Raw genomic sequence first — 25,703 nt, 5'->3', positions numbered from 1 at the left:
AAGCACCCGTTCATCCTAACTGCGTCCTGGAATACCGCTCGATGGGGAGTTTTGCCCATCGAGCGGGGCGACGTCGAGAAGACCTCGAAGCCGCCCCGCCCATGGAGCATGAGAGCGTGCGGTCAGCTGCGACCCCGACGCCGTCGGAGGACGAGCGCGCCACCGAGGCTCAGAAGCAGCAGAGCGCCGCCGACGAGGTACCAACCGGGTGCACCGCCCGTCGTGGCGAGGTCACCGCCCGTGGACGACGCATCCGCTCCGCCACTGGATCCCGCACCGGGGGCTGTGCCCGTCCCCGTTCCCGGTGCGACGCCGCCGGAGCCGTCCCCCGCGCGGGTGACCGTGATCGGCGCGGTCGCCTCGGTCCCGTCGGGGAGGATCACCGCCAGTGTGTGCGCACCGGCCGGCGTCTTCGCGGGGATCGTGACAGCGGTGCGGAACGCCCCGTCGGCATCGGCGGTCGCGACGCCCACCCGCACCGGTGTGGAACGCAGCTCGATCGCGAGCTCCGCAGCCTCGGGGAATCCGGTTCCGGAGATCGTGACCCGGCCACCGGCCGCGACTGTCTGCGCGCTCAGCGCCACAGCCGGGTCGACGGGATCGACCGGGTCCACCGGGTCCACCGGATCCACGGGGGCGTCGGTGGGACGCGGGATGTCGACGTGCTTGATCTCCGTCGCTCCGGCCGTCGAGAAGGAGTACACCGTGACGCGCACGCGGTCGTCGTACAGCGCGGCGCGCAGCCCGACGGGGTCGGCACCGCCGACGGCCTTCTCCTCCCAGTCCCCGCTCGGTCCGTACATCGTGGTGACGGCTCCGGTGTTCACGACCGTGGGGCCGTGCGCGCGCGTCGGATCCGGCCGCAGCTCTGTACTCCAGTCGTTCAACGTCGGCGACCAGTGCGTGTGGCTGTTGAACATGATGACGTTCGGGTTCTGTGCGAGCAGGGCGGCGAACCGGGCCTCCTCCTGACCGAAGTCGTTCTCGTAGAACCGCGCGTACGATCCGGAGACCGAGTACGGCAGCAGGTGGTGCGAGAACAGCAGCACCGGCTGGTCCTGGGCGCGCCAGTGGGCGAGCCGATCACGCAGCCAGGTGAACTGCTCCTCGCTGAAGTCGACGAACGGGCCTGCGCCGGTCTTCGCCGTGTAGTCGTAGAACTCGCTGCCGATCCAGATCAGGGGAAGCTGACCGTCCACGAGCACCTCACCCCACAGCCCACCCTGGCCACCGATGTCGCGCATCCCCGTCGAATCGAGGAAGCGCTCCCGGTACACCGCCGATCCCTCGCTGCCGTAGTACTCGTGATTGCCGATCGTCGAGACGACCGTGCCGTACTCGCCGCCGCCACCCGCCGCGAGCGCCGACAGATAGGAGGTGTAGTTCGCGGTCGATCCGTTGCTGACCAGGTCGCCGTTGGACACGAGCACGTCCGCCGTCTGCGCCATCGCGCGGAACCCCGGCAGCACGTTCTGGCTCAGTCGCGTCGTCGCCCCCTGCACGTCGCTGAAGATGTCGACCACGGTGTTGGCCTCGACTCCTTCGGCGAGTGCCGCGAGCGGGCGCACCACCTGCACGTCGTCGAGCATCCACGATCCCGCGGCGCCGGGGGCGTCGAAGACGAACCGCAGGGTCATCGCGGATGCGCCCGCCGGCACCGTGACCGGCAGCCGGAGCTGCGCTGACTCCTCGTCGGCATCGGAGAGCTCGCGCAGCACGGTCTCCGTTCCCTCGTCGAACACCGCCGTCACGGTGCCATGCTGGGTTCCGCCCCTCTTGCGGTAGTGGCTGTCGAGGCGCACCTCCAGCGCATCCCCCGCCTTCACGGCGATCGGAGAGGAGGCGAGGCTGCCGGCGAATGCCCCGCTCGTCGCCTCCGCCACGGCGATCCGCCCCGAAGCGCGGGTGAACGCGTGTCGGCGATCGGTGCCGTACTGAGCGATCACGCTGTCGAGGTTCGACAGCGTCCACGCCCCCTCTCTCGTCCAGCTGTCCGTCTCGAAGCCGTCGAACCAGAGCAGCTGCTCGGTGGTCGAGGTGTCCGGGTCGTCGGCGGTGAGCACGGTGATCACGAGCGGGGTCGACACGATGCCGGCGCCACCGAGAGACAGCGTCACCGAGCCGGGCGCGAGGTCAGCGGGCAGCGCGACCGAGAACGACGTCTCCCCCGCGGCGTCAGCGACCGGGATACCGGGAACCGCCGCCCCGGCATCGCCGAACGACGCGGTCAGCTGCTGGCCGGGGCGCAGTCCGCCGACCTTCACCGGAACCGTCGCACCTGCTCTGGCGACGGGCTTCGCGGCGGAGAGGATGCGCGGTGCTGCATCGGCCGGCGGGGCTTCGCTGATCTGCACGTCGTCGATCATCCAGAACCAGTTGTTGCTGCTCTCGGCGTACGACCAGCCCACCGTGACGGCATCGGTCCCCGCAGGCACCGGGATCGAGACGTCCACCTGCTCGTCGAGACGGTTCCGGGCGAACGACTCGACCACCACCGGCGCTGCGTCGTCGAAGCGAGCGACGAGCTGCGCGGTCTGCGGCGACTGCCCCTGCTTGTAGTGGCTGTCGAAGCGCACCCGCACCGCCCCGTCCTGACTCTGCAGGTCGACGGCGGGTGCCCACAGCACGGAGCTGAAGCGCCCGTCCGTCGGCCGGTTGGCGTCGGAGTGCACGACCGCGGTGACACCGTCCGCACGTGTGAAGGAGCCGCGATCGCCGCTGTTCCCCCAGGTCGACACGACCTCGGCCGAGGTGTGGAACGACCAGCCCTGCCAGTCCGCCCGCATACCGGTCACGTTGGTGTTGTCGATCGACCATCCGGCAGGGGGCTGCGAGGCCGTCGCGTCGGTGAAGCCTTCGGTCAGCGGCGGGGCTGCAGCGAAGGCGGGCGTCGCCGCCGCGCCGACGAGCAGCGTGAGGGCGCACGTCACGGCGATGGCGCCGATTCCGTGTCTGGTTCTCATGTCTCTTCCTAGGGGTTGGTCGACCGCTCATGTCGGCCGAGGCAGGGGGATTCCGTCTCTTCCGAGCATGAGGAGCAAAAGTAGTCATGACAACTTTTTCCACGGAAATTCCCCGATTGTTCACCGATGTGCGTCAGAGTGAACATATCGCGGTCGCCGCGGGGATGAGAAGTCACGACAACAGGAGCACGAACGAGAATGCCCAGACCTCTGCACGAGCAGCTCTACGAGCGGATGCTCGATCGCATCAGAAGCGGCGAATGGCCGGAGGGCGAACGTGTGCCGAGTGAGCACTCCCTGATCGCCGAGTTCGGGACCTCTCGCGGACCGATCAGGCAGGCTCTCGCGACGCTGCGAGCCGAAGGTGCTGTCGACGGCGGGAGAGGCGCACCGCCTCGGGTGCGGCGAATCGTGCCGACGCAGTCGTTCCAGACCTTCGTCTCGTTCACCGACTGGGCACGTTCGATCGGACGACGCCCCGGCCAACGCGTGCTCGAGGCCGCACGCCGACCCGCCTCGGAAGCGATCGCCGATGACCTCGGAATCGAGACGGGCGCCGCGATCGTGGAGATCGTACGGCTGCGACTGCTCGACGACGAACCGGCGATGCTCGAACGCTCGGCGTTCCCGCTCCCCGTCGGCAGGCTGCTGCTCGCCGCCGACCTCGATGCGGGGAGCATCTACCAGGCGATGCAGGAGCATGGCCTGGCGCCCGTTCGCGCACGTCATGTCTTCGACGCGGTACCGGCGGACGAGATCGATGCGGCGGCACTGGCGGTGTCCGTGTCCACACCGCTGCTGCGCGTACGACGAACGGGATGGGCGGCCGACGGTTCCCTCGTCGAGGTGGCGGACGACCGCTACCTGCCGACGATGGCCACCTTCGCCGTCGAGAACACCTCCGACGCGCGCTCAGCGCTCACCCGGGAGACCGGCGAGCGCTGAGCGCCGACGGAGCCGACATCACGCTCTCCAGCACCCCGCGATGTGGTCGTCGACCATCCCACCCGACTGCATCAGGGCGTACATGGTGGTCGGCCCGACGAAACGGAACCCGCGACGGCGCAGTTCTTTGCTCAGAGCGGTCGATTCCGGTGTGACGGCCGGGACGTCGGCGAACGATGCCGGGCGCTCACCGGAGACCGCAGGAGCGAACGACCACATCAGCTCGTCGAACTCGCCATCGGCCATGCCACGGACGATGCGGGCGTTGCCGATCGTGGCCTCGATCTTCGCGCGGTTGCGGATGATGCCGGCATCCCCCATCAGACGTTCGACATCGGACTCGTCGAACTCCGAGACGATCTCGGGCACGAACCCCTCGAACACCTCCCGGAACCGCGGACGCTTGCGCAGGATCGTGATCCAGGAGAGCCCGGCCTGGAACCCCTCCAGCGCCATCTTCTCGAACAGCGCGCGGTCGCCGTGCAACGGCGTGCCCCACTCCTCGTCGTGGTAGCGGCGGTACTCGTCGTCGTCGCCCACCCAGGCGCAGCGGTCGCGGGCGTCGGGGCCCGTGAGAAGAGAGGTCATGCGCTCAGGCTATCCGCGGCGACCGACACCGGATGCCTTCGCGCCTCGCGGCTGCAATCGGCGAACGCTCAGGCGAAGGTGGCGGCGTCGATCACGAACCGGTACCGCACGTCGGAGGCCAGCACGCGCTCGTAGGCGGTGTTGATGTCGGAGGCGGGGATGACCTCGATCTCTGCCGCGATGCCGTGCTCGGCACAGAAGTCGAGCATCTCCTGCGTCTCGCCGATGCCGCCGATGTTGCTGCCGGCAAGCGAGCGCCGACCACCGATCAGCGACATCACGCCCACCTCCAGGGGTTCGCCGGGAGCGCCGACGCACACCATGGCTCCGCCGACGTCGAGCAGGCTCAGGTAGGAGCGCAGATCGATCACGGCGCTCACGGTGTTGAGGATCACATCGAACGATGAGCGCAGCTCGCGGAAGGTCTCCCGGTCGCTGGTGGCGCGATAGTGGTCGGCGCCGAGCCGCAGACCGTCGTCCTTCTTGCTCAGGGTCTGCGAGAGCACGGTCACCTCCGCGCCGAGAGCATGGGCGATCTGCACTCCCATGTGCCCGAGGCCGCCGAGCCCGACGACCGCGACGCGTGTGCCGGGCCCGACGTTCCAGTGCCGCAGCGGCGAATAGGTCGTGATGCCCGCGCACAGCAGCGGTGCGGCGACGTCCAGCGGCAGAGCGTCGGGGATGCGCAGCACGAAGGCCTCGGTCACGACCACCTGCTCCGAGTAGCCGCCCTGGGTGACGGTGCCGTCGCGATCGATGCCGCCGTAGGTGAGCACGGCCCCCTGGGTGCAGAACTGCTCTTCGCCGCGCAGACAGTTGCGGCACTCCCCGCAGGAGTTCACCAGGCATCCGACGCCGACACGATCGCCGACCGCATACCGGGTGACGGCCTCGCCTACCGCAGCGACCGTGCCGGTGATCTCGTGCCCGGGAGCGAGCGGATACTGCTGCGGACCCCAATCGCCGCGGACGGTGTGGATGTCCGAGTGGCAGATCCCGGCGAAGGCGATGTCGATCAGCACGTCGAGCGGGCCGAGTTCGCGTCGCTGGATGACGGTCTTCTCCAGCGGGGCTGCTTCACGGGGTGCGGCATAGGCGTTCACGGCAGGCATCTCGGACTCCTCGGATCGGGTACCTGCCGAGACTACCCAGCGCGGGAGGTGAATCAGCCGTGCCGCGCGAGTCGACGGTCGTCGAGAGGAGAGCGAACCGCGGGCGGGTCAGCGCTGCTTCTTCTTGAGCGCCTTCTCCTGGATGGGGGCCTGTCCGCTCGCCTCGAGGTCGGCGTAGTACGCACGGGCCTCGTCCTGCCGCTGCTTCTCCAGGCCGCTCGCGATGGGAGCGCGCACGTGCTCGGGCTCGTAGCCGAACGCGTTCACGAGGTCGAGGGAGTACGGGCGCAGACGGGCGCACAGGCGGTCGATGTAGCTCGACACCGCCGCGCCGCGCTGCATCGACAGACGTCCGTGGATCAGATGCCAGGCGAGGTGCTTCTCGATGAGCTGCAGGCCGAACAGGTCGCGCAGCCAGGTGAGCACCTTCTTGGTGTCCTCGTCGTCGATCTGGTGCACGGCGTCGGTGAACGCCTCCCACTGCAGCAGCTCTCCGTGCGCACGGGCGGCCTCGATGAGCTCGGCCTGGTTCTCGTTGAACAGGCGAGCGCCGAGGGCCTTGTCCTTCGCACCGGGGCGGAGGCGCGAGGCGATGTCGGCCACCATCTGCTGCACACGTCCGGCGAGCAGATCGTGCTGCTGCTCCTCGCGCAGGCCCCGCTCGACCGATCGGCTCACCTGACCGAAGTCGGAGACGGCCTGACCGAGCTGACGCAGGCCCGCACCGTGGAACAGCTTGCCCGCGGTCATGCCCACGGCGAACTTGGCGAGGGCCGCCGCATCCTTGCCCTGGAACTGCTTCGCGTAGTCGGTCAGCAGACGCTTGCCCACCAGCTGCAGCAGCACGTTGTTGTCGCCCTCGAAGGTGACGTAGATGTCGAGGTCGGCACGAAGCCCGACCAGACGGTTCTCGAACATGAAGCCGGCACCGCCGGTGGCCTCTCGGGCCTCCTGGAGGGTGTCGAGCGCATGCCACGTCGACAGCGGCTTGAGGGCGGCGGCCAAGGTCTCCAGGTCTTCCCGGTCCGCCGGGGTGTCGGTCCGGCCGGAGAAGACACCGTCGAACTTCTGCAGGAACTCGTCGTGCGCGAAGATCTGCGCGTAGGTGGTCGCCAGGCGCGGCAGCAGACGGCGCTGGTGCTTGCCGTAGTCCATCAGCACCACCTCCTGCCCATCAGCACCGTCGAACTGACGGCGCTGGGTGGCGTAGGTGATCGCGATGTGCAGACCGAGGGCGGAGGCCCAGGAGGCCGCGCCGTCGAGGGACACCCGCCCCTGCACGAGGGTGCCGAGCATCGTGAAGAAGCGGCGGCCAGGGCTGTCGATCGCACTGGAGTAGGTGCCGTCGGCCGCGACGTCGCCGTAGCGGTTGAGCAGGTTGGTCCGCGGGATCCGCACGTGGTCGAACGAGAGGCGCCCGTTGTCGATGCCGTTGAGTCCGCCCTTGAGACCGTCGTCCTCGCGGCCGATGCCGGGGAGGTCCACCCCGTCCTCACCGCGCAGCGGCACATAGAAGCAGTGCACGCCGTGGTTCACGCCGTTCGTGATCAGCTGCGCGAAGACGGTCGCCGCTACGCCGTGCAGTGCGGCGTTTCCGAGGTACTCCTTCGTCGCCCCGCGGAACGGGGTGTTGATGACGAACTCCTCCGTCTCCGGGTCGTACGTGGCCGTGGTGCCGACCGCAGCGACGTCGGAGCCGTGGCCGATCTCGGTCATCGCGAAGGCACCAGGGATCGAGAGGTCCATCACTCCGGGGAGCCACTTCGCGTGGTGCTCCTCCGTACCCAGCTGCAGGATCGCCGATCCGAAGAGACCCCACTGCACACCCGACTTGATCTGCAGGCTGGGGTCGGCCACCACGAGCTCCTCGAAGCCCGCGATGTTCGCGCCGTTGTTCTCCTCGCCGCCGAGCGACTTCGGGAACGCGCGATGCACGGCCTTGTTCTCCACCAGCAGGTGCAGCTGGCTGAGCACGCGCTCGCGGTGCTCGTCCTTGCCGAGCTCGTCCTTGCGCCAGAACGCCGAGTCCTTGATCATCTCGCGGGCCTGACGACGCACGTCACCCCACGTGCCCATCAGGGCGTCGTTCACGCGGGCGACATCGAGACGCGGGGTGGCGTCAGCGTTGTCGGGGGAGGTGCGGGTCGTCTTCGGACGGACGGCGGCGTCGACCATGAGCGTTCCTCTCAGAGGGAAGTGGGAATACTGCCATGGTAGGTCTGCCACAACGGGAGTCCTACTGCCCTGTCCACTTCCTCCAATGCGCTGCGGGGGCATCTCCCCGTCGGCTTGTCGTCAGACCACAGTCCGGGCCGGCAGCGCATCTTCCGGCACGGTAGGCGGTGGCGCTCCTGCCTCCCGCCAACGCCGCTTCGTCCCCGCGCTCAGACGCGCCCACGTGCGATCGCGGATGAAGATCGCATCGATCGCGATCATCGTCAGCGAGAACCACGGCAGCCCCATGAGCACGGCGATGCCGATGTGGAACGACAGGATGCCCAGCAGTCCGATCAACCGCGTGGGACGGGTGAGCAGCATGAGCGGGAACGCCACCTGCAGGATGATCGAACCCCAGCTGGCGACGGTGACCATCGGTCCCCATGTCGTGACGAGGTCGCTCAGCACCGGCCAGGTGCCGAACCGGGCGGTCTGCAGCGGGTTGTAGACCGCATACCCCTCTTCCCACGGCGCGCCGCCCGCCTTGTAGAGAGCGCCGGAGGCGTAGACGAAGCAGACCTGTGCCGTGAGAGCCACGAGCGCCAGGTTGTGGAACATGGTTCCCAGCAGCGCCGGCTGGCTGTTCGGGGCGAACCACTCCCCCGACTTCGCCCGACGCCGGGCATCCAGCGACCAGCGCGCCGCCGGGTCGGCGAAGAACAGCAGCAGCAGGGCGATGCGGAACATGTTGTCGCCCTGATCGCCCACCATGTCGTTCGCCTCGATGAACCCCACCCAGAGGCAGAAGAAGATCGGCAGCACGATCCGGAAGCGCCACCCGAGCACGAACAGCACGGCGAGCACTCCGAGCAGAAGGTAGAGCGCCGTGTAGAGCGCATCGTTCCCCATCGCGGCATGGAACGCACTGAACACCCAGATCCTGGGGAACTCGCTCACCGGCTCCGCGAGCTCGCCGTTCCAGGCCGACCCCGATCCGAACGTGTAGAGCCGGGTGCTGAAGTTCGAGATCAGCAGGCCGATCGCGGTGAGTCCGAAGAGGATGCGCGTGACCGCGAGCCCGTAGAGCGCCTTCTTCCCGTGGAAGAGCCAGTCGCCGACGAACGCCGAGATGCGGTCGATCGCCGACAGCACCATCGACCAGAGACCACCGATCATCGACGACACGAAGGTCAGCAGCCGTGTGACGAACGACCGCGGCGGCACGGTGCTCGCCGGAGCCGGTGCCGGGGCGGGTTCGCGAGGAGGGGTGGGTGGCGCGGACGCCGGGGCCGGAGCGGTGATGGTGCTCCGTGGCGCGGAGTCCTTCTTCTTCGCGTCCTTCCGGCGGTCCGCGGTCTTGACCGGCGCGCTCACGGCTGGATCCTCTCGAACTGGCCGCGGAAGGTGTTCGCGAAGTTCTCGCGACTCTGCCCTTCCTCTTCTATGGGCAGACGCCATCCGGTCGTCGAGAACGTCGGGTCGGGGCGCTGCGCGCCGGGGTCGTTGCGATCCTTGTAGGGGACCACGTTCTGGCGGCTCACGCGGTACTGCACCGCGACCACCGCATCCGCTCCCCAGATCGCGTAGGCCACCTGGGTCGCGTACGCGGTCGAGAGGTGCTCCTCGGCCATGTAGGCCTCGGTCGATGGATTGTCTTCACCCTGCAGTTCGTCGAAGGAGCGCACCATCCACTCCTCCCAGTCGTCCTTCATGAAGTCCAGGCCGATGACGGCCTGCTGGTCGGCGTTCAGCTTGTTGTAGGCGTTCATCTGTCCGCTCGCCACCTCACTCGACTGGATGCCGGCCCGAGGAGGGAAGAGGTTGTACCGGATCATCGAGAGCTCCACGTCGGTGGCGCTGACCCACCCGGTCTCGACCTGTTCGCCGTTCTTCTCGATGAGGGCGCGGACGTTGAAGTGGTAGTCGCCGTTGATGGGCTCCGGTGCGAACACGCTCCAGGACTGACCGAACATCGGCAGCATGTACCCGGCGAGGACCTGCTGGGTGGGGATCTCCCGCAGTGCGGAGTATGGCGCTATCCACAGGAACGAGGCGCCGATGTGCCACAGCGTCAGGAGGCAGGCCGCGAAGGCGATGAGCTTCACCCACCACGTCGGCCGTGGCCGCACGGCTGCCGAGGGTTCCGGCTCGACCACGTCGGAACCTGCCGCGTCGGAGTGCGGTGCGGACTCGAGTCTGGTGCTCATTCACTTCCCTCCATACCGTCGAGGGGTCGGGACCGCCGTGGGGAAACGGTCCCGACCACTCAGCGTTCCTGCATCGCGATCACTCCGTACGGATCAGTCGCCGTCGGGATGTCGCGAGTCTCATCGCCCCCAGGCCGAGGACGAGGAGCAGTGCGGCCAGGGCGATCCAGCCGCCCTGCACCTGTCCACCGGTCGTGGCCAGGCCCGAGGCGACCACCTGGAACGAGGCCGATACGCTGCCCGAGGTCGCCCCGGTCAGTGTCACGGTGTGCGATCCGAGGTCGGTGGCGGTCGGCACGGTCCAGGTGAAGGTGACCGTGCCCTGCGCGTTCGCGACCTGGCTGCCCAGCGCGACCGGATCGGAGGCCATCACGCCGGTGACCTTCTCTCCGGGCTTGAAGCCGGTGCCGACGGCGGTCTGCTGCTGTCCGCGTTCCAGGACCGGCGACCGGAGGACGATCGCGATGTTCCCGGTCGGGTCGGCTGCCGCGTCCGCCGAAGCGCTCGCGGTGGCGGATGCGGATGCCTCCGCGGTGGCTTCGGCCGAGGCGTCGGCCGCAGCCGATGCCGATGCCGTCGCCGACGAGGACGCGTTGGCCGCTGCGGCCGCAGAGGCGTTCGGGTCTGCATCGGCCGCAGCCGAGGCATCCGCCGCGCTCGTCGAGGTCGCATCGTTCTGCGCCGCCGCCTGAGCCGCCGCAGCCGCGGAGGCGTTCGCCGCCGTGGTGGCCGTGGTCGAGGCATCGGTGGAGGCATCGGTGGTCGCCGCCGCCTGAGCCGCTGCGTTGGCCGACACGTCGGCCGCCGCGGATGCCTGGCTGGTCGCGTCCGCGAGTGCCGCAGCGACTGCCGCGGCCTCAGCCGAGGCGTTGCTGTCGTCGTCAGCCTGGGCGGAGGCCGCTGCCGACGCGGACGCGTTGGTGTTGATCTCCGCCGACGCGTCAGCCGAGGCGACCGCGTCGGACGAGGCATCGGTCGAGGCGTTCGCGATCGCCGCCGCGCTCGCGTTCGCCGCAGCGCTCGTGCTGGCATCCGACGTCGCGGTGGCGTCAGCCGCCGTGTTCGTCGTGGCGTCGGCGAGAGCTGCGGCCTGGGCCGCGATGGCCGCGCCGGCGTTCGCCGCCGAGGTGGCATCAGCCGTCGCCGCCGTGGACGAGGTCGCCGTCGCCGCCGACTCCGATGCGGCGTCCGCTGCCGGGTCGGCCGCCGCCGAGCCCTGCGCTGTCGCATCCGCGAAGGCCGCTGCCTGCGCGGACGCTTCCGCGACGGCCGCGGTGGTGGCATCGGCGTTCGCCGAAGCGGATGCCGAGGCAGCCGCGTTCGCGTTGGTCGAGGCTTCCGAGGATGCGTCGGTGGAGGAGTCGGAGGTCGCTGCGGACTCCGACGAGGCCGCGGAGTTCGCTTCCGCTGCCGCGGAGGCTGCGGCGTTCGCGTTCGTCGAGGCATCAGCCAGCGCCGCGGCCTGGGCGGCGACGGCCGCGGAGGCGTTGGCGGTCGATGTCGAGTCGGTCGACGCTGTCGTCGATGCCGTCGTCGTCGCCGCAGCCTCGGCGGCCGCGGTCGCGTCAGCGGTGGCGGCCGCCGACGCGGACGAGGTGGCATCGGCCAGAGCAGCCGCCTCCGCAGCGGCCTGGGCCGACGGGTCGCCGTCCGCGGTCGCGTCCGCCGAGGCCGACGCTGACGCCGCTGCGTTGGTGTTGACGTCACCCGGGTCGCCCGCCGTCACCTCTGTGGTGTCCGTCGCGGTGACGGCACCGGCGGTCGCAGTCAGCGTGTATCCGGTTCCGGGAGTGGTGCCCGCCGGTACGGGATAGTTCGCAGTGAAGGCTCCCGAAGCATCGGTCGTCGCCGTCACCGGGCCGCCGACGTTCGCGCCTCCGCCCGGAGCTGTCAGCTGCAGCGAGACCGAGGAGCTCACGGGCCAGCCCGAGCCGGTCACGGCGAGGTTGCTGCCCGCCGGAACCTGGGCGGCCGCGTCGACCACGACGGGAGCCGCGGTGACCTCCGTCGTGTCCGTCGCCGTCTGCGCACCGACCGAGGCCGTGACCGTGTAGCCGGTGCCGGCCGGGGTGCCGGCCGGGACCGGGTAGTCGAGCGCGAAGCCGCCGAGCGCGCCGGTCGTGGCCGTGCGCGGGGTACCGACGGCCGCGCCGCCGGGTGCGCTCAGCTGCACCGAGACCTGCGTGTTCGCCGGCCAGTTCGCTCCGGTGACGGGCAGATCGTCCCCTGCCTGCACCGTCGCCGCCGCGTCGACCGTGGCCGCCGCAGTCACGGTGGTCGTGTCGGTCGCGGTCTGGGTGCCGACGGTCGCCGTCACCGTGTAGCCTGCGCCGGGCGTCGCGGAAGCGGGAACCGGGTAGTCGAGCGTGAACCCGCCAGACGCGTCGGTCGTGGCCGTCACCGGACCGCCGACGTTCCCGCCACCCGGCGCCGTCAGCTGCACGGACACCTGCGTGCTCGCCGGCCAGTTCGTACCGGTCACCGGAAGGCTCGTGCCCGCCTGCACCGTGTCAGCGGCATCGACAGCCGCGGCGGCCGTGACCTCCGTGGTGTCGGTCGCGGTCTGGGTGCCGACGGTCGCCGTCACCGTGTAGCCCGCGCCGGGCGTGGCCGAAGCCGGAACCGGGTAGTCGAGCGTGAACCCGCCAGACGCGTCGGTCGTGGCCGTCACCGGACCGCCGACGTTCCCGCCACCCGGCGCCGTCAGCTGCACGGACACCTGCGTGCTCGCCGGCCAGTTCGTACCGGTCACCGGAAGGCTCGTGCCCGCCTGCACCGTGTCAGCGGCATCGACAGCCGCGGCGGCCGTGACCTCCGTGGTGTCGATCGCCGTGACGGCACCTGCGGTCGCCGTCACGGTGTATGCCGCACCCGGAGCCGCAGAAGCGGGAACCGGGTAGTCGAGCGTGAAGTCACCCGAGGCGTTCGTAGTCGCCGTGACAGGGCCGCCGACGTTCGCGCCGCCGCCCGGAGCTGTCAGCTGCACGGACACCTGGGTGTTACCCGGCCAGTTCGATCCCGTGACCGGAAGGCTGGTGCCCGCCTGCACGGTGGCTGCGGCATCGACGGCGGCCACGGGGGCGTCCGTCACCTCGGTGGTGTCGGTCGCCGTCTGCGTGCCCACCGATGCCGTCACCGTGTAGCCGGTGGCCGCGGGTGTGCCGGCCGGAACAGGGTAGGCGACCGTGAAGGTGCCGGAACCGTCGGTGGTGACCAGTACGGGGCCGCCCACGTTCGGGCCGGAAGCCGGAGCCGACAGCTGCACCGAGACCTGGGTGTTCGCAGGCCAGTTGGCACCGGAGACCGCGAGATCCGTCCCCGCCTGTACGGCCGGGGCGGCATCGACCGTCGCCGCGGCCGTCACCTCGGTCGTATCCGTCGCCGAGACGGCGCCTGCCGTCGCGGTGACCGTGTACCCGGTGCCCACCGTCGTCGCCGTCGGGACGAAGTAATCGACCGTGAATGCACCGTTGCCGTCGGTCGTGACCGGAACAGGGTCGTTCACGATCCCCCCGCCGGGTGCGGTCACCTGCACGGAGACCTGCGTGTTCGCGGGCCAGCCGGAGCCGGTCACGGGCAGGTTCGTCCCCGCCTGGACGGTCGGGGCCGCGTCGATAGCCGCCACAGCTGCCGCGGCAGCCTTGACCGTCGAGGAACCGAGATCGAGAGCGACCCCGCCTCCGACGGCCGGGAGCAGGTTCACTCCGAGCGCACGCACCGTGAAGCTGCCGCCCGGAATGTCTCCCGTCGCCGGCTGCTCGTTGATGGTGATGGTCGCGATGTCCGACAGCACGCCCTGGAGCACGGGATCGAGCGTCGTCAGCACGGGACCCGTGAGAGCGGCGAGTGCCGGCTGCACGAGCGGGATCACGCTGGTCAACGCGGTGTTCACGAGCGGACCCGTCGTCGTGGCGACCGCATTCGTCACCGTCGCGACCACCGGGTTCAGGAGCACGCCGATGTTGAGGCCGGCCAGGGTGATGTCGGTCGCGACCGTGGGAACGGGAGTGGCGGTGCCGGCGAACTGCGCCAGTGAACCCTTGACCGTGACGTCGCCCGACACGAGCGGCGTCCCGGTGAGCGGCACCGTGAGGTCGACGCCGACCGTGATCGTCACCTGGAGGGCGTCGAGCGTCGACTTCAGGATCGTGGAGACCTTGCCGTTCAGGCTGTTCGGGTGCGTGCCCGTGAGTGCGGAGGTGATCCCCTGCTGGATGGCGGAGATCGTCGTGGCGGAGAGCACCGGGGTGTTCGCCGGCAGTGTGTTGAGGTTCGCGCCCGCGCCGGTCTCGACGAGGATCTTGGCGAGATCGACCGAGACCGTGCCGGTGCTCAGGTCGACGAGAACCGAACCGGTCGTGTTCTCGACCGGGGTCTGCAGCACCTGCGTCGTCACGGTCTGCCCGACCGTGTCGAGCCCCGCGATCGAGACGGTGCCCCCTGTCGCGGTGAAGGCGGCGACGAGCGGCACATCGGGGATCGCGTTGATCGTGTTGACGATCGTGGTGGTGAGGGCGGTCAGCGCGCCGCCGGGACCGGCGAGGTTGCTCACGGGAGTGACGGTGCCCTGGATCGCGGAGGCGAGGGTGCCGGAGAGCCCGGCGACCAGGTTGCTGTGCAGATCGAGGTTCAGGTCGGCGATGCGGTACTCGGACGTCACCGTTCCCGCGTTCGACTCGGCACGCGACGCGAGGGCGCCGATGCCGATGGAGGCCTGGTCGAGGACCGCATCGGTCAGACCCGCCACGGCGAGCTGGTCGAAGAGGTCTGTGAGCTCGAGGGTGCCGGGGTTCACGCTGCCGTCGATGGCGCCGGTGTCGACAGCCCCACCCGAGGTGATCGTGCCCGAAGAGGCGATCGACTGGGTCTGCGTCGGCGAGGAGCTGAAGCTCTGCGCAGCGCCCAGGTCGCCGAGCCGCAGCAGACCCGGCGTGGTGCCGTCGGTCAGCAGCGGCACGTTGAGGGTGCCCACGTCGATGTTGAGCGCCTCGAGCAGTCCGACGTTCAGTCCGCCGAGCTCCGAGCCAGGGGCGGCCGGGTTGCTCGTCAGCGTGTGACCGAGCGCGGCGATGTCGAGTCCGCCGAGCAGTGCGGCCGGCAGCTGGATGATCTGCCCCTGCGCGACCGACGGATCGTTCGGATTCGCCGCGTCCAGCGCATTCGCCGCTGTCGGCACCAGTGCACTTGCGAGGATCACCGCGCCGACGGTGACGCCGGCGATGCTTCCTCCTGCTGCTCTGCGTCGCCGCAGAGTCCTCTCCTGCAATTCCATTCGCTACTCCCGTGTGATGCGATCTTCCGCGTCACATGGCCCCCCCACGGGTCGACGTCAGTCGGCCGAGCGATGTTGAGGACAGTTCTACGGGATACGGGACGCGTTGTCCAGCATTCGTCCAGAGAACTTTTCAGCCATCGTCATCGTCCGAGACACTTCGCCATCGGCCGACATCGGACCCGCGATCGAGGGTTCGCCGACACGACGAAACGCCCCGCGGCCGAAGCCGTCGAGGCGTTTCGCGAATGCCCTCGGGTGTTACAGCGAGAGCCCGTGACCGAAGCGGAACAGCGGGTCGGTCGTGTCGAACGGGACGTCGGGACGCGAGGCCTCGACAGCCGCCATCGAGCGCGGCAGGTCGAAGGGCAGTCGACCCTGCGCGGGGAACGCACCGCTGAGCACGTCCAGCAGCGCCGTCCCGGAAGCACCCCAGTTCACCGTGATCGCAGCCGCCACCTCGGCGAGCGGCGTCAAGATCGGCGGGCGATCGGCGAGCACGTCGACCACTGTGGGCACGACGGCCGCGACCTCGCCGACATGGGCGATCACGTCATCCGGGAAGTCGAGGGAACCGGCGTGGAAGAAGTTCTCGAACATGGTCGCGCGCTCCTCGAATGGAGCCTGCAGCCGGATGATCGCCAGATCGGCTTCCGACGGCGTCTCGACGACGTCGGCGAACTTTTCAGCCACGGCGACGTCGATGCCCTCGACGTAGAGCTTCGCCCCTCGGGCGAAGGGCAGCGCGCCGTCGTTCGCGAGCACCGTGATCGACGCGCGCTGGGCATCCTCCCCCGCGGCACGGAAGTCGGCACGACCCACGATCTCGTCGGCGGCGTCCTCGTCGACGTAAGGGTTCTCGAACAGTCCGAGCTCGAACTTCTCGCGCAGGATGCGTCGTGCGGAGATGTCCAGCCGGGCCTCGGTGATCTCACCGTCGGCGATGAGCTCGAGCAGCAGCTCCGGGTTCGCCTCACCGCCGAATTGATCGACGCCCGCATCGAGCACCTTCTTCATCCGCTCGCGAGGCGTGAGGTCTTCCACGCCCCAGGCACGCGCCGGGAACGGCTGCCCGAAGATCTCGGAGTCGCTGATCAGGCCCCAATCGGTGCACACCAGACCGTCGAAGCCGTAGCGCTCGCGGAGCAGACCCGTGATCACCGACTTGTTGAAGCCGAAACCCACCTCCTCGTACTCCGTGCCGACGGGCATCCCGTAATACGGCATCATCTGCCGGGTACCCGCGGCGAGCGCGTCTTCGAACGGCTTCAGGTGAAGCTCGAACTCGCCGCCAGGATAGACCTGCTCGCGGCCGTACGGGAAGTGCGGATCCTCGCCGTCCTTCTGGGGGCCGCCGCCGGGGAAGTGCTTCGTCATGGTCGATACCGAGCCAGGCCCGAACGACTTCCCCTGGAAGCCGCGGATGTAGGCCGCGCCGAGCTTTCCCGACAGCTCGGCGTCTTCGCCGAACGTCGCCGTCTGGCGCGCCCAGCGCGGCTCGGTCGCGAGGTCGACCTGCGGGTGCAGTGCCACGCGCAGACCGACGGCCGTGTACTCCTGGCGGGCGATGTCGGCGAAGCGCTCGACGAGCTCCTCGTCGCGGGTGGCCGCGAGGCCGAGCGTCTCCGGCCACTGCGAGAAGGGCCCTGCCAGGATCGACGCTCCCGGATTCTCGCTGAACGAGTGCCGGGGGTCGGTGGAGAGCGTGACCGGGATGCCGAGGCGCGTGGACGCCGCGAGCCGCTGCAGGGCGTTCTGCCACGCGGCGATCTCCCGGCCGGTGGGCGCGGCACCCAGCAGGTTGAAGTGCGTCATCTGCTTGGACTCGAGAAACTCGCGGGCCGACGGCGTCGCGAACACCGGGTTGGGCTCCTCGAGGTCGCCGATCGCGATCATGGTGTGGAAGAAGAGCCCTGCCTTCTCCTCGATGGTCATGGCATCGAGCAGCAGCTGCACCCGCTCGTCGACCGAGAGATCGGTGTCGAGCCAGGGGCGCGCGATGGTGGTCTCTGTCATGGTCACTTAACTCCCTTGATGCGGTAGACGAGCACGGCACCGGCCAGCGCGACGACCGCACCGAACAGGTACCACGTGGTGTAGCCGCCCAGCGGCGTGGCCGCCCCGATGGCGATGATGCCCGGCGCGATCGCGGGGGCGATCGACTGCGGCAGCGCGTTGGCGATGTTCAGCACCCCGAGGTCCTTCGCCACGTCGTCCGGGTTGGGCAGCACCTCGGTGGCGAGGGCGAGGTCGACCGAGAGGAACGATCCGGCCCCGAGCCCGATGATGGCCTGGGCGATGATGACGGTCGTGATATCGGGGGCGATGGCGAGGATGACCAGGCCGACCACCATGATCACACCGGCGACGGCGACGAAGGGACGGCGCTTGCCGATCTTGTCGGAGAGGAAGCCGCCGAGCGGGGAGGAGATCGCCATCGCCGCCATCGAGGCGAGGTTGGCCGCGAGGATGACGCCCACCGCACCCTGCTCGTCGAGGCCGAACTTGGTGACGAGGTACAGCGGCAGGAAGGTGGCGATGCCGGCATAGCCGAACATCACGAAGAACTTGGTGAGCCAGGTCCAGCCGAAGTCGGGGTGCTTGCGCGGGTTGAACACGAACGAGCCGAAGAACATCCCGATCGTGAACTTCTCGGCGGGCTTCTCGGTGAGGCGGCGGTCCTTCAGGATCAGGACGAAGATGATCACCAGGATCAGTGCGATCACGCCCGGCACGACGAAGCGCTCGAAGTCGCCGGGCAGGAAGTTCACCAGGAAGCTGCCGGCGAGGATGCCGATCGGGGTGGTGATGCCGATGATGCCCGACACCTTGCCGCGGCTCGTGACCGGCACCTGGTCGGGCAGGGTCGCGTTCGCCGCCGCGAGCACGGCGTTCATCGCGGTCTGCACGAGGCACCAGGCGAGCAGGACCATCCAGACGGAGTTCGCGGACCCGATGAGGAAGAACCCGCCGAGGCCGACGACGGCACCACCCAGGATCCACGGACGACGCATGCCCCAGCGCGAGGTCGTGCGGTCGGAGAGCCTGCCGACGAGGGGGTTCGCCACGAGGGCGAAGATCGCACCGACGCCCATCACGAGTCCGAGGCTTCCCTCGGTGTTGACGGGGTCGATGTGCTGGATCTTGAACGCCATGGACACCATCACCGGGGTGAGAAGCGCCAGGAAGACACCGAAGTTCACCGCGGCGAGGCCGGGGGTGTAGCCGCGCGGAGTCTTGGGCGGCGTGGTCCCTGGGGCCTTGAATCCCGTGGTGCCCACCGCGGCCGCGTTGGCGGCGGATGACAGCTCTGTCATGACAGTCCTTTCGATTCACCGCACATCTTCGGGCGATGCGGTTCTGGCATGACAGTACACCAATCTCGACCGATTGGTAAGTCAAACCAGACCGATTGGTAATGAACGAGGATAGAGTGATGACGGAGGATGCGATGACGATGACGGCGACCGGCACCCGTCACTCGCGCGCCGTCGCGACGAGGCAGCGCATCCTCACCGCCGCGCACGATCTGTTCGTGACCCGCGGTTACCGATCCACGTCGCTGCGCGACATCGCCGCAGCCGCCTCCGTCAGCCACCCGGGCCTGCTCGGGCACTTCGCCTCGAAGGACGATCTGCTCGGAGAGGTGGTCGCCGGGCTCGAAGCCGAGAACGAGTCCGTGTTCAGCGCGATCTCGGCCGCATCCGAACCGGGCGAGCTGGTCTTCGCCGGCATCGCCGAGCGCAATGCGCGCACCGCCGGCTACCTCGAGCTGTTCGCGGCCCTCACCGGGGAGGCCTCGGCGCCGGACCACCCCGCGCACGAGCGGATGCGCGAGCGCTACTGCCGGATCCGCGCACTCAGCAACGACGTGCTCGAGGATGCCCAGTACCACGGGGTGGTCGCCGCCGACCGCGATGTCGACGGCGAGGCCGTCCGGCACACGGCGGGGTGGGACGGGCTGCAGCTGCTCTCGCAGTACCTGCCCGATCGGGTGGACGTCGTCGAGATGCTCGAGGAGCGCGAGAACCTGTGGGCGCTGCCGCACGCGTGGCGGGACCCCGACGACGAGCCCTCATCCGGGTCCGCGACGGCCGCCGGTCCCCTCCCGCGACTGCGCGCCACCAGTGTCGCCGACACCGACCCCGGCTACGCGGTCGGCCGCCGCAGGCGCGCACAGATCGTCTCCGATGCGATGCGCCTGTTCGCCCGCGACGGCTACGGCGACACCAGCCTGCAGGACATCGCCACCGCGGTCGGAGTGTCGAAGTCGACGCTGCTGCACCACTACGCGTCGAAGGAGCTGCTGCTGAGCGCCGTGCTCACGGAACGCGACAGCGCCATCAACGAGAACCAGATGTTTACGAGCACCGCGTCGGCTGCCACGGTGCTCCGCAGCATTCCCGAGGGCGCGGCGCTCAGCGCACGGGACGAACCGGGACTGATCGAGGTCTACGCGGTGCTGTCGTGCGAGGCCGTCCCCGTCGCACACCCCGCACACGACTACTTCACGATGCGGTTCGCGAACGCCCTCGACTACTTCGCTGAGCTCTTCCGCCTCGCCCAGGTCGACGGCGACCTGCCAGCGCACCGCGATCCCGTGCACGAGGCCACCTGGCTCATCGCGATGTGGGACGGGCTGCAGTACCAGTGGCTGTACGACCGCGACAGGGTCGACATCGCCACGCACCTGCGGGCTCATCTCGACGACGTGCTGCCTCCGCGCTGAGACGGCGCTGCGCTGAGACGATGCCGCGCTGAGACGACGCCGCGCGGAGACGACGCCGCGCGGATCAGCGCAGACGGACGGCGTAGCGCAGATGCGTCGTCTGCGGGGAATCCTCCGCGCCCACCAGGTCGAGCGAGAGGCGTTCCCCGTCCACACCGTCGAACAGGCGCACTCCTGCCCCGAACAGCACAGGTGAGAGAGCGATGTGGAACTCGTCGACCAGACCGGCATTGAGGAACTGGACGATCGTCTCACCGCCGCCCGAGATGCGGACGTCGAGGTCGCCGGCAGCAGCGCGCGCCTGGTCGAGCGCCGACTCGATGCCGTCGGTCACGAAGTGGAACGTGGTGCCGCCGCGGCGCTCCCACGGCTCGCGCTCCTCATGGGTGACGACGAAGACCGGCGTATGGAACGGCGGGTCCTCCGGCCACGCGTGCTCGCCGGCGTCGAACATCCGCTTCCCCATCACACTCGCCCCGGTGCGCTCGAACGTCTCGCGCACGATGTCGTTGTCGCGTCCCTCGTCCCCACCTTCGCCCAGGTGCAGATTCTCGCGGAAGGACCGCAGCCGGAACACCCACTTCTGCAGCTCCATCCACTGCCGACCCATCAACTCGTCCGGCGACTCGGGGGCGATGAACCCGTCGAGAGACATCGAGACGCTGAAGAACACCGCTCCGGCCATCAGCGCTCCCCTCGCGCGATCGCCATCTCCGCGACGTGGACGGCGAGGTTGTCCAGTGTCTGCCGGCCACCCTCGAGTGCGCCATGCCGCTCGATCGCCCGGTCGCGCAGCTCCGGTGTCGGGAACACCGTGCGCATCTCGATGCGGGTCCGATCGCCGTCCAGCACGAACGTGAGGTGTGATTCGAATGCCTCAGGATCGTCGCGGTGCTCACCATGGAGCATCACGATCCGCTCCGGCGCGACGATGTCGGTCCACACGATCCACTCCGGGTAGTCGGTGCCGTCCGGTCCGTGCATCACGAACTCCCATTCGCCCCCGACACGGAACTCGAACGATCGCGTCGTCGTGGTGAAACCGTCGGGGCCCCACCACCTCGAGAGGTGCTGCACCGTGGTGAACGCCTCGAACACCAGCGCCGGCGCGGCGTCGATCACGCGCGAGATCACGATCTCGCGATCAATCGTCGTATCCATCCACTACTCCTGCCTTCTTTCCGCTTTCAGGTCCTGCACGTAGGCGTCGAGCCGGTCGAAGCTCTCGTTCCAGAACTGCTCGAAGCCGCCCGTCCACTCATGGACGGCCCGGAGCCCCGTGGCGTCGAGCCCGTAGACCCGCTGCTTGCCCTCCCGGCGGTCGCGCACGAGACCGACCTCGCGCAGCACACGCAGGTGCTTGGAGGCACCCGGCTGAGTCATCCCCAGCACCTCGGACACCTCGGTCACGGGGCGGTCGCCACTGCGCAGCAGCGTCAGGATGTCCCGGCGTCGCGGTTCGGCGATCGCGTTGAAGACATCGGATGTGGTTGCCGCTCGCGCCATGTGATCAACATATACCCATATGGGCAAGTGTTCAAGACGCCACGATCCGGAGTACGCCCGAAGGCGAGGCGTCGGGCGTCGGCGTCAGGCGCCGGCGATCACCGCGAGCACGCCCTCGCCGTACGCCTCGCGCTTCTTCGCACCGATGCCGGTGATGCCGTCGAGGTCGGCGAGAGCAGCAGGGCGGCGCTCCGCGAGCGCGCGCAGCGTCGCGTCACCGAACACGATGTACGCGGGCACGCCCTGCTCGCGAGCGGTCTCGGCACGCCATGCACGCAGTGCCTCGAACAGTGGCCGATCCCCCGCGTCCAGGGCATCGGCGGCGCTGGCCTTGCGGGCCCGGCCCGAGGACGTCGGGCGCCCGATCGTGTCCTTGCGCAGGGGTACAGCGGTCTCACCACGCAGTACTCCTGCCGCCTGCTCACCGGGCGCGAGGGTGCCGTAGTCACCCTGCGCGACGAGAATGCCGCGGGCCAGGAGCTGACGGACGACGCTGCGCCAATCCTGATCCGAGAGATCGCTGCCGATGCCGTAGGTCGCGAGCTTGTCGTGACCCTGCTGCCTGATGCGCTCTGTCGAGGCCCCGCGGAGGATGTCGATCAGGTGCCCGGCGCCGAACGCCTGATTGCGCTCGCGCTTCAACCGCACGATCGTCGAGAGCAGCTTCTGTGCTGGGACGAGCCCGTCGAACGTCTCGGTGTCGTCGAGACAGGTGTCGCAGTTGCCGCACGGCTGCGACTCCTGACCGAAGTAGCCGAGCAGGTTCTGCCGACGACACTCCACGGTCTCGCACAGCGCGAGCATGGCGTCGAGGTGCTGCCCCATGCGCATCTTGAAGGTGCGATCACCGGGACTCTGGTCGATGAGCCTGCGCTGCTGCACGACGTCGCCGAGCCCGTAAGCCATCCAGGCCACCGAGGGCTCGCCGTCTCGACCGGCGCGCCCGGTCTCCTGGTAATAGCCCTCCACGGACTTCGGCAGATCGATGTGCGCGACGAAGCGCACATCCGGCTTGTCGATGCCCATCCCGAATGCGATGGTGGCGACCATGACGACGCCGTCCTCGCGGAGGAAGCGCGCCTGGTTGGCCGCGCGCACCTCGCCGGGCAGACCCGCGTGGTACGGCAGCGCATCGAGACCCTGGGCGGCGAGGTACGTCGCCGTCTGCTCGACCGACTTGCGACTGAGCGCGTACACGATGCCCGCGGGCTGCGCGGCGTCGTCGGTCACCGGGGTCTGCGACTTGATGAACGCGACCAGCTGCTTGCGCGGGTCGACCTTGGGCACGATCCGGTACTGGATGTTCGGGCGATCGAAGCTCGCCACGAAGTGCTTCGCCGGCGCCCGCCCCTCTGCGCCGTCGAGGTGCAGACGTTCGGTGATCTCCTTGTGCGTCGCTGCGGTCGCAGTAGCCGTGAGCGCCATGCGTGGAACACCGGGGAACCGCTCGCCCAGATCGCCGAGAGCCAGGTAGTCGGGCCGGAAGTCGTGACCCCACTGCGACACGCAGTGGGCCTCGTCGATCGCGATCACGCTGAGGGTGCCGCGTTGCAGGAGCGCCGTGGTCTGCGCGTTCGACAACCGCTCCGGGGCGACGTAGATGAGGTCGAGTTCACCGGCGACGTACGCCCGCTCGACCTCGCGGCGCTCGTCGATCGCCTGCGTGGAGTTGAGATAGGCGGCGTTGACGCCGTTGGCCCGCAGAGCGTCGACCTGGTCGTGCATGAGCGCGATGAGCGGGCTTATCACGAGCCCCGTGCCCTCGCGCACGAGCGCGGGCACCTGGTACGTGATGCTCTTGCCGCCACCGGTGGGCATCAGCACGACGGCGTCTCCGCCCCCGATGACCTGATCGACGATGCCTGCCTGGTCGCCGCGGAACTCGTCGTAGCCGAAGACCGTGTGCAGGGCCTCGCGTGCGGTGGAGTAGCGGCTCGGCGTCGCTCGGCGCACGGCCGGCGCGGAGGCCGCGGGGGCCACCGGGGTGACCGGACCCTGACCCCAGTCCAGCGGCGGTTCGAACCCGGCGCCCTGAGGCTCCCAGTCCATCGGCTCGGGCGGGATGGACGACTCCCACCCGTCGTCATAGGGCTCGTCGGCGTACGGCAGGTCCGCGTACGGGTCACGGGGAGTCTGCGGCATCCCTCCAGCGTAACGACCCCCGCCGACGTGGGCCGCGCCTCATCCACAGGCGCAGTCTCGATCAGCTCGCGGTCGACCGGTCGTAGGCGCGGATGAGGTCGTCGAGGAACTTCGCCACCGTCGCCCGCTCGCCCTCGCTCATCGCGGCGATCTGCGCCTCGACCTCGACGATGAGCGGCTCCACCAGGCGCTCGGCATCGGCGGCGGCATCCTCTGACGCGGTCACGATGAGTTTTCGCCCGTCGGACGGATGCCGATCTCGGCGCACATGGCCGCGATCTTCGAGGCGATTGAGGACGAGAGTCATGGCTGCGGTCGAGATCTCGACGCGGTGGGCCAGCTCGGTCGGAGTCGTGGGGCCGCGGGAGATGAGGTGGTCGAGCACCTCGAGGCCCGGGGCGTCGAGTTCGAGCTGCTTGGCGATCGAGCGCTCGAAGCGCTGCTGACGCATCGTGAGCTGCTGCACGCGGGTGCGGATGTCAATCTCGTCGATCTCGCCGGCGTCGTGCCGACGTGACGGGTCATACGTCGAGGCCGATTCCGTCGCCCGCTCGGACCGTTTGACATCCATGCGCACCATGGTAATACTTCATATTGCTAATTTGATTGATAATCAAGGATTGAGACGATATGACAGACGCGACAGAAGCGCCCTACCGCTGGCGCTGGGCGATCCTCGGAGTGATGCTCGCGGCCGAGATCATGGACATGCTCGACGCGACGATCGTCAACGTCGCCGGCCCCTCGTTGGAGTCCTCCCTGGGGACGAACGCCCTGGGCCTGCAGTGGGTGATCGGCGGCTACGCCCTCGCGTTGGGGGCGGGACTGATCCTGGGCGGTCGCCTGGGTGACCGCTTCGGGCGGCGCCGGATGTTCCTCCTCGGCCTGTCGGCGTTCACGATCGCATCGCTGTTGTGCTCCCTCGCGCCGACCGCTGAGCTACTGATCGCCTTCCGTCTGCTCCAGGGCGCGGCCGGCGCGCTGCTGCTCCCCCAGGGCCTCGGTCTGCTGCGTGAGAACCTCTCCGGCGCCGAGCTCGCCGTCGCATTCGGCATCTTCGGTCCGGCGCTGGGCCTCGGCGGCATCCTGGGCCCCATCATCGGCGGCGGACTGATCGAGGCCGACATCCTCGGGCTCGGATGGCGCTCGGTCTTCCTCGTGAACATCCCCATCGGGATCGTCGCCCTGGTCATCGCCTGGCGCATCCTGCCGCGACGCTCGGGGGATCGGGCGGTCCGCATCGACATGCTCGGCGCAGCCGTCATCGTCGCGGCATCCGGCATCCTCGTGCTCGGCCTCACCTTCGGACCCGAGCTGGACTGGCCGCTGTGGGCCTGGGCGTGCGTGGCCGCCGGCCTTGCCGGCTTCATCCTCTTCGGGGTGCAGCAGCGCGCACTCCTCGCCCGCGGCGGAGTGCCGCTGGTCACGGCGACCATGTTCACGCGTCGGGCCTACACCTTCGGGCTCGTGGGCATCGCCCTGTTCTTCAGCAGCCTGACCGGCACACAGCTGGTGCTGACGCTGTTCCTGCAGGTCGGCAACGGCTTCAGCGCCGGCGAGGCGGGGTTGAGCAACCTGCCACTCGCGATCGGCTCCGCGGTCGGCGGTGCGATCAGCGGCGCATGGCTCGCCGAGAAGATCGGGCGGTCCGTGCTGCAGCTCGGAGCAGTCACGCAGCTGCTCGGCGCGGGACTGCTGTGGTTCGAGCTGCAGCAGCCGGGCGACTTCAGCATCTGGACCATCGCCCCGGGCATCGCCCTGTTCGGGGTCGGCGGCGGCGCGATTATCGCCGCACTGTTCAGCACGATCCTCGCCGCGGTGAAGGACGACGAGATCGGTTCGGCTTCGGGCGTTCTCACCGCGGTCCAGGCGATCGCGAGCGCAGTGGGTGTCGCGATCTTCGCCTCGGTGTTCTTCGATGCGATCGACTCCGGTACCCCGGCGGAGGCGTATCAGCAGACCCTGATCGTGCCCGCGATCATGCTCGTCGCCTTCCTCGCACTCACCTTCCTCTTCCCGAAGAAGAGTCGGGAGGATGCGCACGGGGTAGCCGTGATGGAAACAGCGGGCTGACCGGATCGG

Annotated in this window: 17 protein-coding genes; 3 read left to right on the top strand and 14 right to left on the bottom strand. The window is 69.1% G+C overall.

All coding sequences use genetic code 11. The features are described 5' to 3' along the window. Positions 1 to 122 precede the first annotated feature (122 nt). Positions 123 to 2,963, bottom strand: a complete 2,841-nt coding sequence (locus HDC31_RS15945; RefSeq protein ID WP_179516330.1) for a metallophosphoesterase — start codon at positions 2,961 to 2,963, stop codon at positions 123 to 125. Between the two features lie 198 nt (positions 2,964 to 3,161). On the opposite strand from HDC31_RS15945, the gene HDC31_RS15940 reads away from it, so the two are divergent. Next, positions 3,162 to 3,908, top strand: a complete 747-nt coding sequence (locus tag HDC31_RS15940) for a GntR family transcriptional regulator (protein ID WP_113680839.1) — start codon at positions 3,162 to 3,164, stop codon at positions 3,906 to 3,908. 18 nt (positions 3,909 to 3,926) lie between these two features. On the opposite strand, the gene HDC31_RS15935 is transcribed toward HDC31_RS15940, so the two are convergent. From HDC31_RS15935 to HDC31_RS15900, 8 genes are all read right to left on the bottom strand, one after another. After that, complete coding sequence (locus HDC31_RS15935; protein ID WP_046746634.1) at positions 3,927 to 4,496, bottom strand: DNA-3-methyladenine glycosylase I; 570 nt, start codon at positions 4,494 to 4,496, stop codon at positions 3,927 to 3,929. A 68-nt stretch (positions 4,497 to 4,564) separates the two neighbouring features. Further along, entirely contained in the window at positions 4,565 to 5,608 is a 1,044-nt protein-coding gene (locus HDC31_RS15930) for an NAD(P)-dependent alcohol dehydrogenase (RefSeq protein WP_113680840.1), read from the bottom strand. A gap of 108 nt (positions 5,609 to 5,716) precedes the next feature. Beyond that, the gene (locus HDC31_RS15925) at positions 5,717 to 7,783 is read right to left on the bottom strand and encodes an acyl-CoA dehydrogenase (RefSeq protein WP_058631584.1); all 2,067 of its coding nucleotides are present in this window, start codon (positions 7,781 to 7,783) and stop codon (positions 5,717 to 5,719) included. Between the two features lie 120 nt (positions 7,784 to 7,903). Continuing rightward, positions 7,904 to 9,139 carry an HTTM domain-containing protein gene (locus HDC31_RS15920; RefSeq protein WP_113680841.1) on the bottom strand — a complete coding sequence of 412 codons (1,236 nt, stop codon included), beginning with the start codon at positions 9,137 to 9,139 and terminating at the stop codon, positions 7,904 to 7,906. Further along, positions 9,136 to 9,972, bottom strand: coding sequence for a DUF5819 family protein (locus HDC31_RS15915; protein ID WP_061018464.1), 837 nt, complete (start codon positions 9,970 to 9,972; stop codon positions 9,136 to 9,138). The genes HDC31_RS15920 and HDC31_RS15915 overlap by 4 nt, the downstream gene beginning before the upstream one ends. 79 nt (positions 9,973 to 10,051) lie before the next feature. Then, the gene (locus tag HDC31_RS15910) at positions 10,052 to 15,244 is read right to left on the bottom strand and encodes a choice-of-anchor G family protein (protein WP_179516329.1); all 5,193 of its coding nucleotides are present in this window, start codon (positions 15,242 to 15,244) and stop codon (positions 10,052 to 10,054) included. A 261-nt stretch (positions 15,245 to 15,505) separates the two neighbouring features. Beyond that, entirely contained in the window at positions 15,506 to 17,260 is a 1,755-nt protein-coding gene (locus HDC31_RS15905; RefSeq protein WP_113681727.1) for a glycoside hydrolase family 3 protein, read from the bottom strand. A gap of 2 nt (positions 17,261 to 17,262) precedes the next feature. After that, on the bottom strand, positions 17,263 to 18,561 hold the full coding sequence (locus HDC31_RS15900) for an MFS transporter (RefSeq protein WP_058632158.1): 1,299 nt from the start codon (positions 18,559 to 18,561) through the stop codon (positions 17,263 to 17,265). Between the two features lie 119 nt (positions 18,562 to 18,680). On the opposite strand from HDC31_RS15900, the gene HDC31_RS15895 reads away from it, so the two are divergent. Then, positions 18,681 to 19,973 carry a TetR/AcrR family transcriptional regulator gene (locus HDC31_RS15895; protein WP_230977971.1) on the top strand — a complete coding sequence of 431 codons (1,293 nt, stop codon included), beginning with the start codon at positions 18,681 to 18,683 and terminating at the stop codon, positions 19,971 to 19,973. Between the two features lie 64 nt (positions 19,974 to 20,037). Here HDC31_RS15895 and HDC31_RS15890 read toward each other — a convergent pair whose 3' ends face one another. The 5 genes from HDC31_RS15890 to HDC31_RS15870 all read right to left on the bottom strand — a co-directional run bounded on the left by HDC31_RS15890 (position 20,038) and on the right by HDC31_RS15870 (position 24,192). After that, the gene (locus HDC31_RS15890) at positions 20,038 to 20,658 is read right to left on the bottom strand and encodes a dihydrofolate reductase family protein (protein WP_046746626.1); all 621 of its coding nucleotides are present in this window, start codon (positions 20,656 to 20,658) and stop codon (positions 20,038 to 20,040) included. Next, complete coding sequence (locus HDC31_RS15885) at positions 20,658 to 21,134, bottom strand: SRPBCC family protein (protein ID WP_058632157.1); 477 nt, start codon at positions 21,132 to 21,134, stop codon at positions 20,658 to 20,660. The genes HDC31_RS15890 and HDC31_RS15885 overlap by 1 nt, the downstream gene beginning before the upstream one ends. A 3-nt stretch (positions 21,135 to 21,137) precedes the next feature. Then, on the bottom strand, positions 21,138 to 21,479 hold the full coding sequence (locus tag HDC31_RS15880) for a helix-turn-helix transcriptional regulator (RefSeq protein WP_046746624.1): 342 nt from the start codon (positions 21,477 to 21,479) through the stop codon (positions 21,138 to 21,140). A gap of 84 nt (positions 21,480 to 21,563) precedes the next feature. Next, the gene (gene recQ / locus HDC31_RS15875; protein WP_179516328.1) at positions 21,564 to 23,621 is read right to left on the bottom strand and encodes a DNA helicase RecQ; all 2,058 of its coding nucleotides are present in this window, start codon (positions 23,619 to 23,621) and stop codon (positions 21,564 to 21,566) included. Positions 23,622 to 23,682: 61 nt separating this feature from the next. Further along, positions 23,683 to 24,192 (bottom strand): MarR family winged helix-turn-helix transcriptional regulator, encoded by a 510-nt coding sequence (locus HDC31_RS15870; protein ID WP_058632155.1) that lies wholly within the window; start codon positions 24,190 to 24,192, stop codon positions 23,683 to 23,685. 59 nt (positions 24,193 to 24,251) lie between these two features. On the opposite strand from HDC31_RS15870, the gene HDC31_RS15865 reads away from it, so the two are divergent. Further along, entirely contained in the window at positions 24,252 to 25,694 is a 1,443-nt protein-coding gene (locus HDC31_RS15865) for an MFS transporter (protein WP_113681846.1), read from the top strand. Positions 25,695 to 25,703: the final 9 nt, after the last annotated feature.

The organism is Microbacterium sp. JAI119 (assembly GCF_013410135.1).
GTDB classification, from domain to species: Bacteria; Actinomycetota; Actinomycetes; order Actinomycetales; family Microbacteriaceae; genus Microbacterium; species Microbacterium oxydans.
The sequence above is the reverse complement of the archived record's forward strand: the minus strand, read 5'-3'. Positions and strand labels throughout refer to the sequence as shown.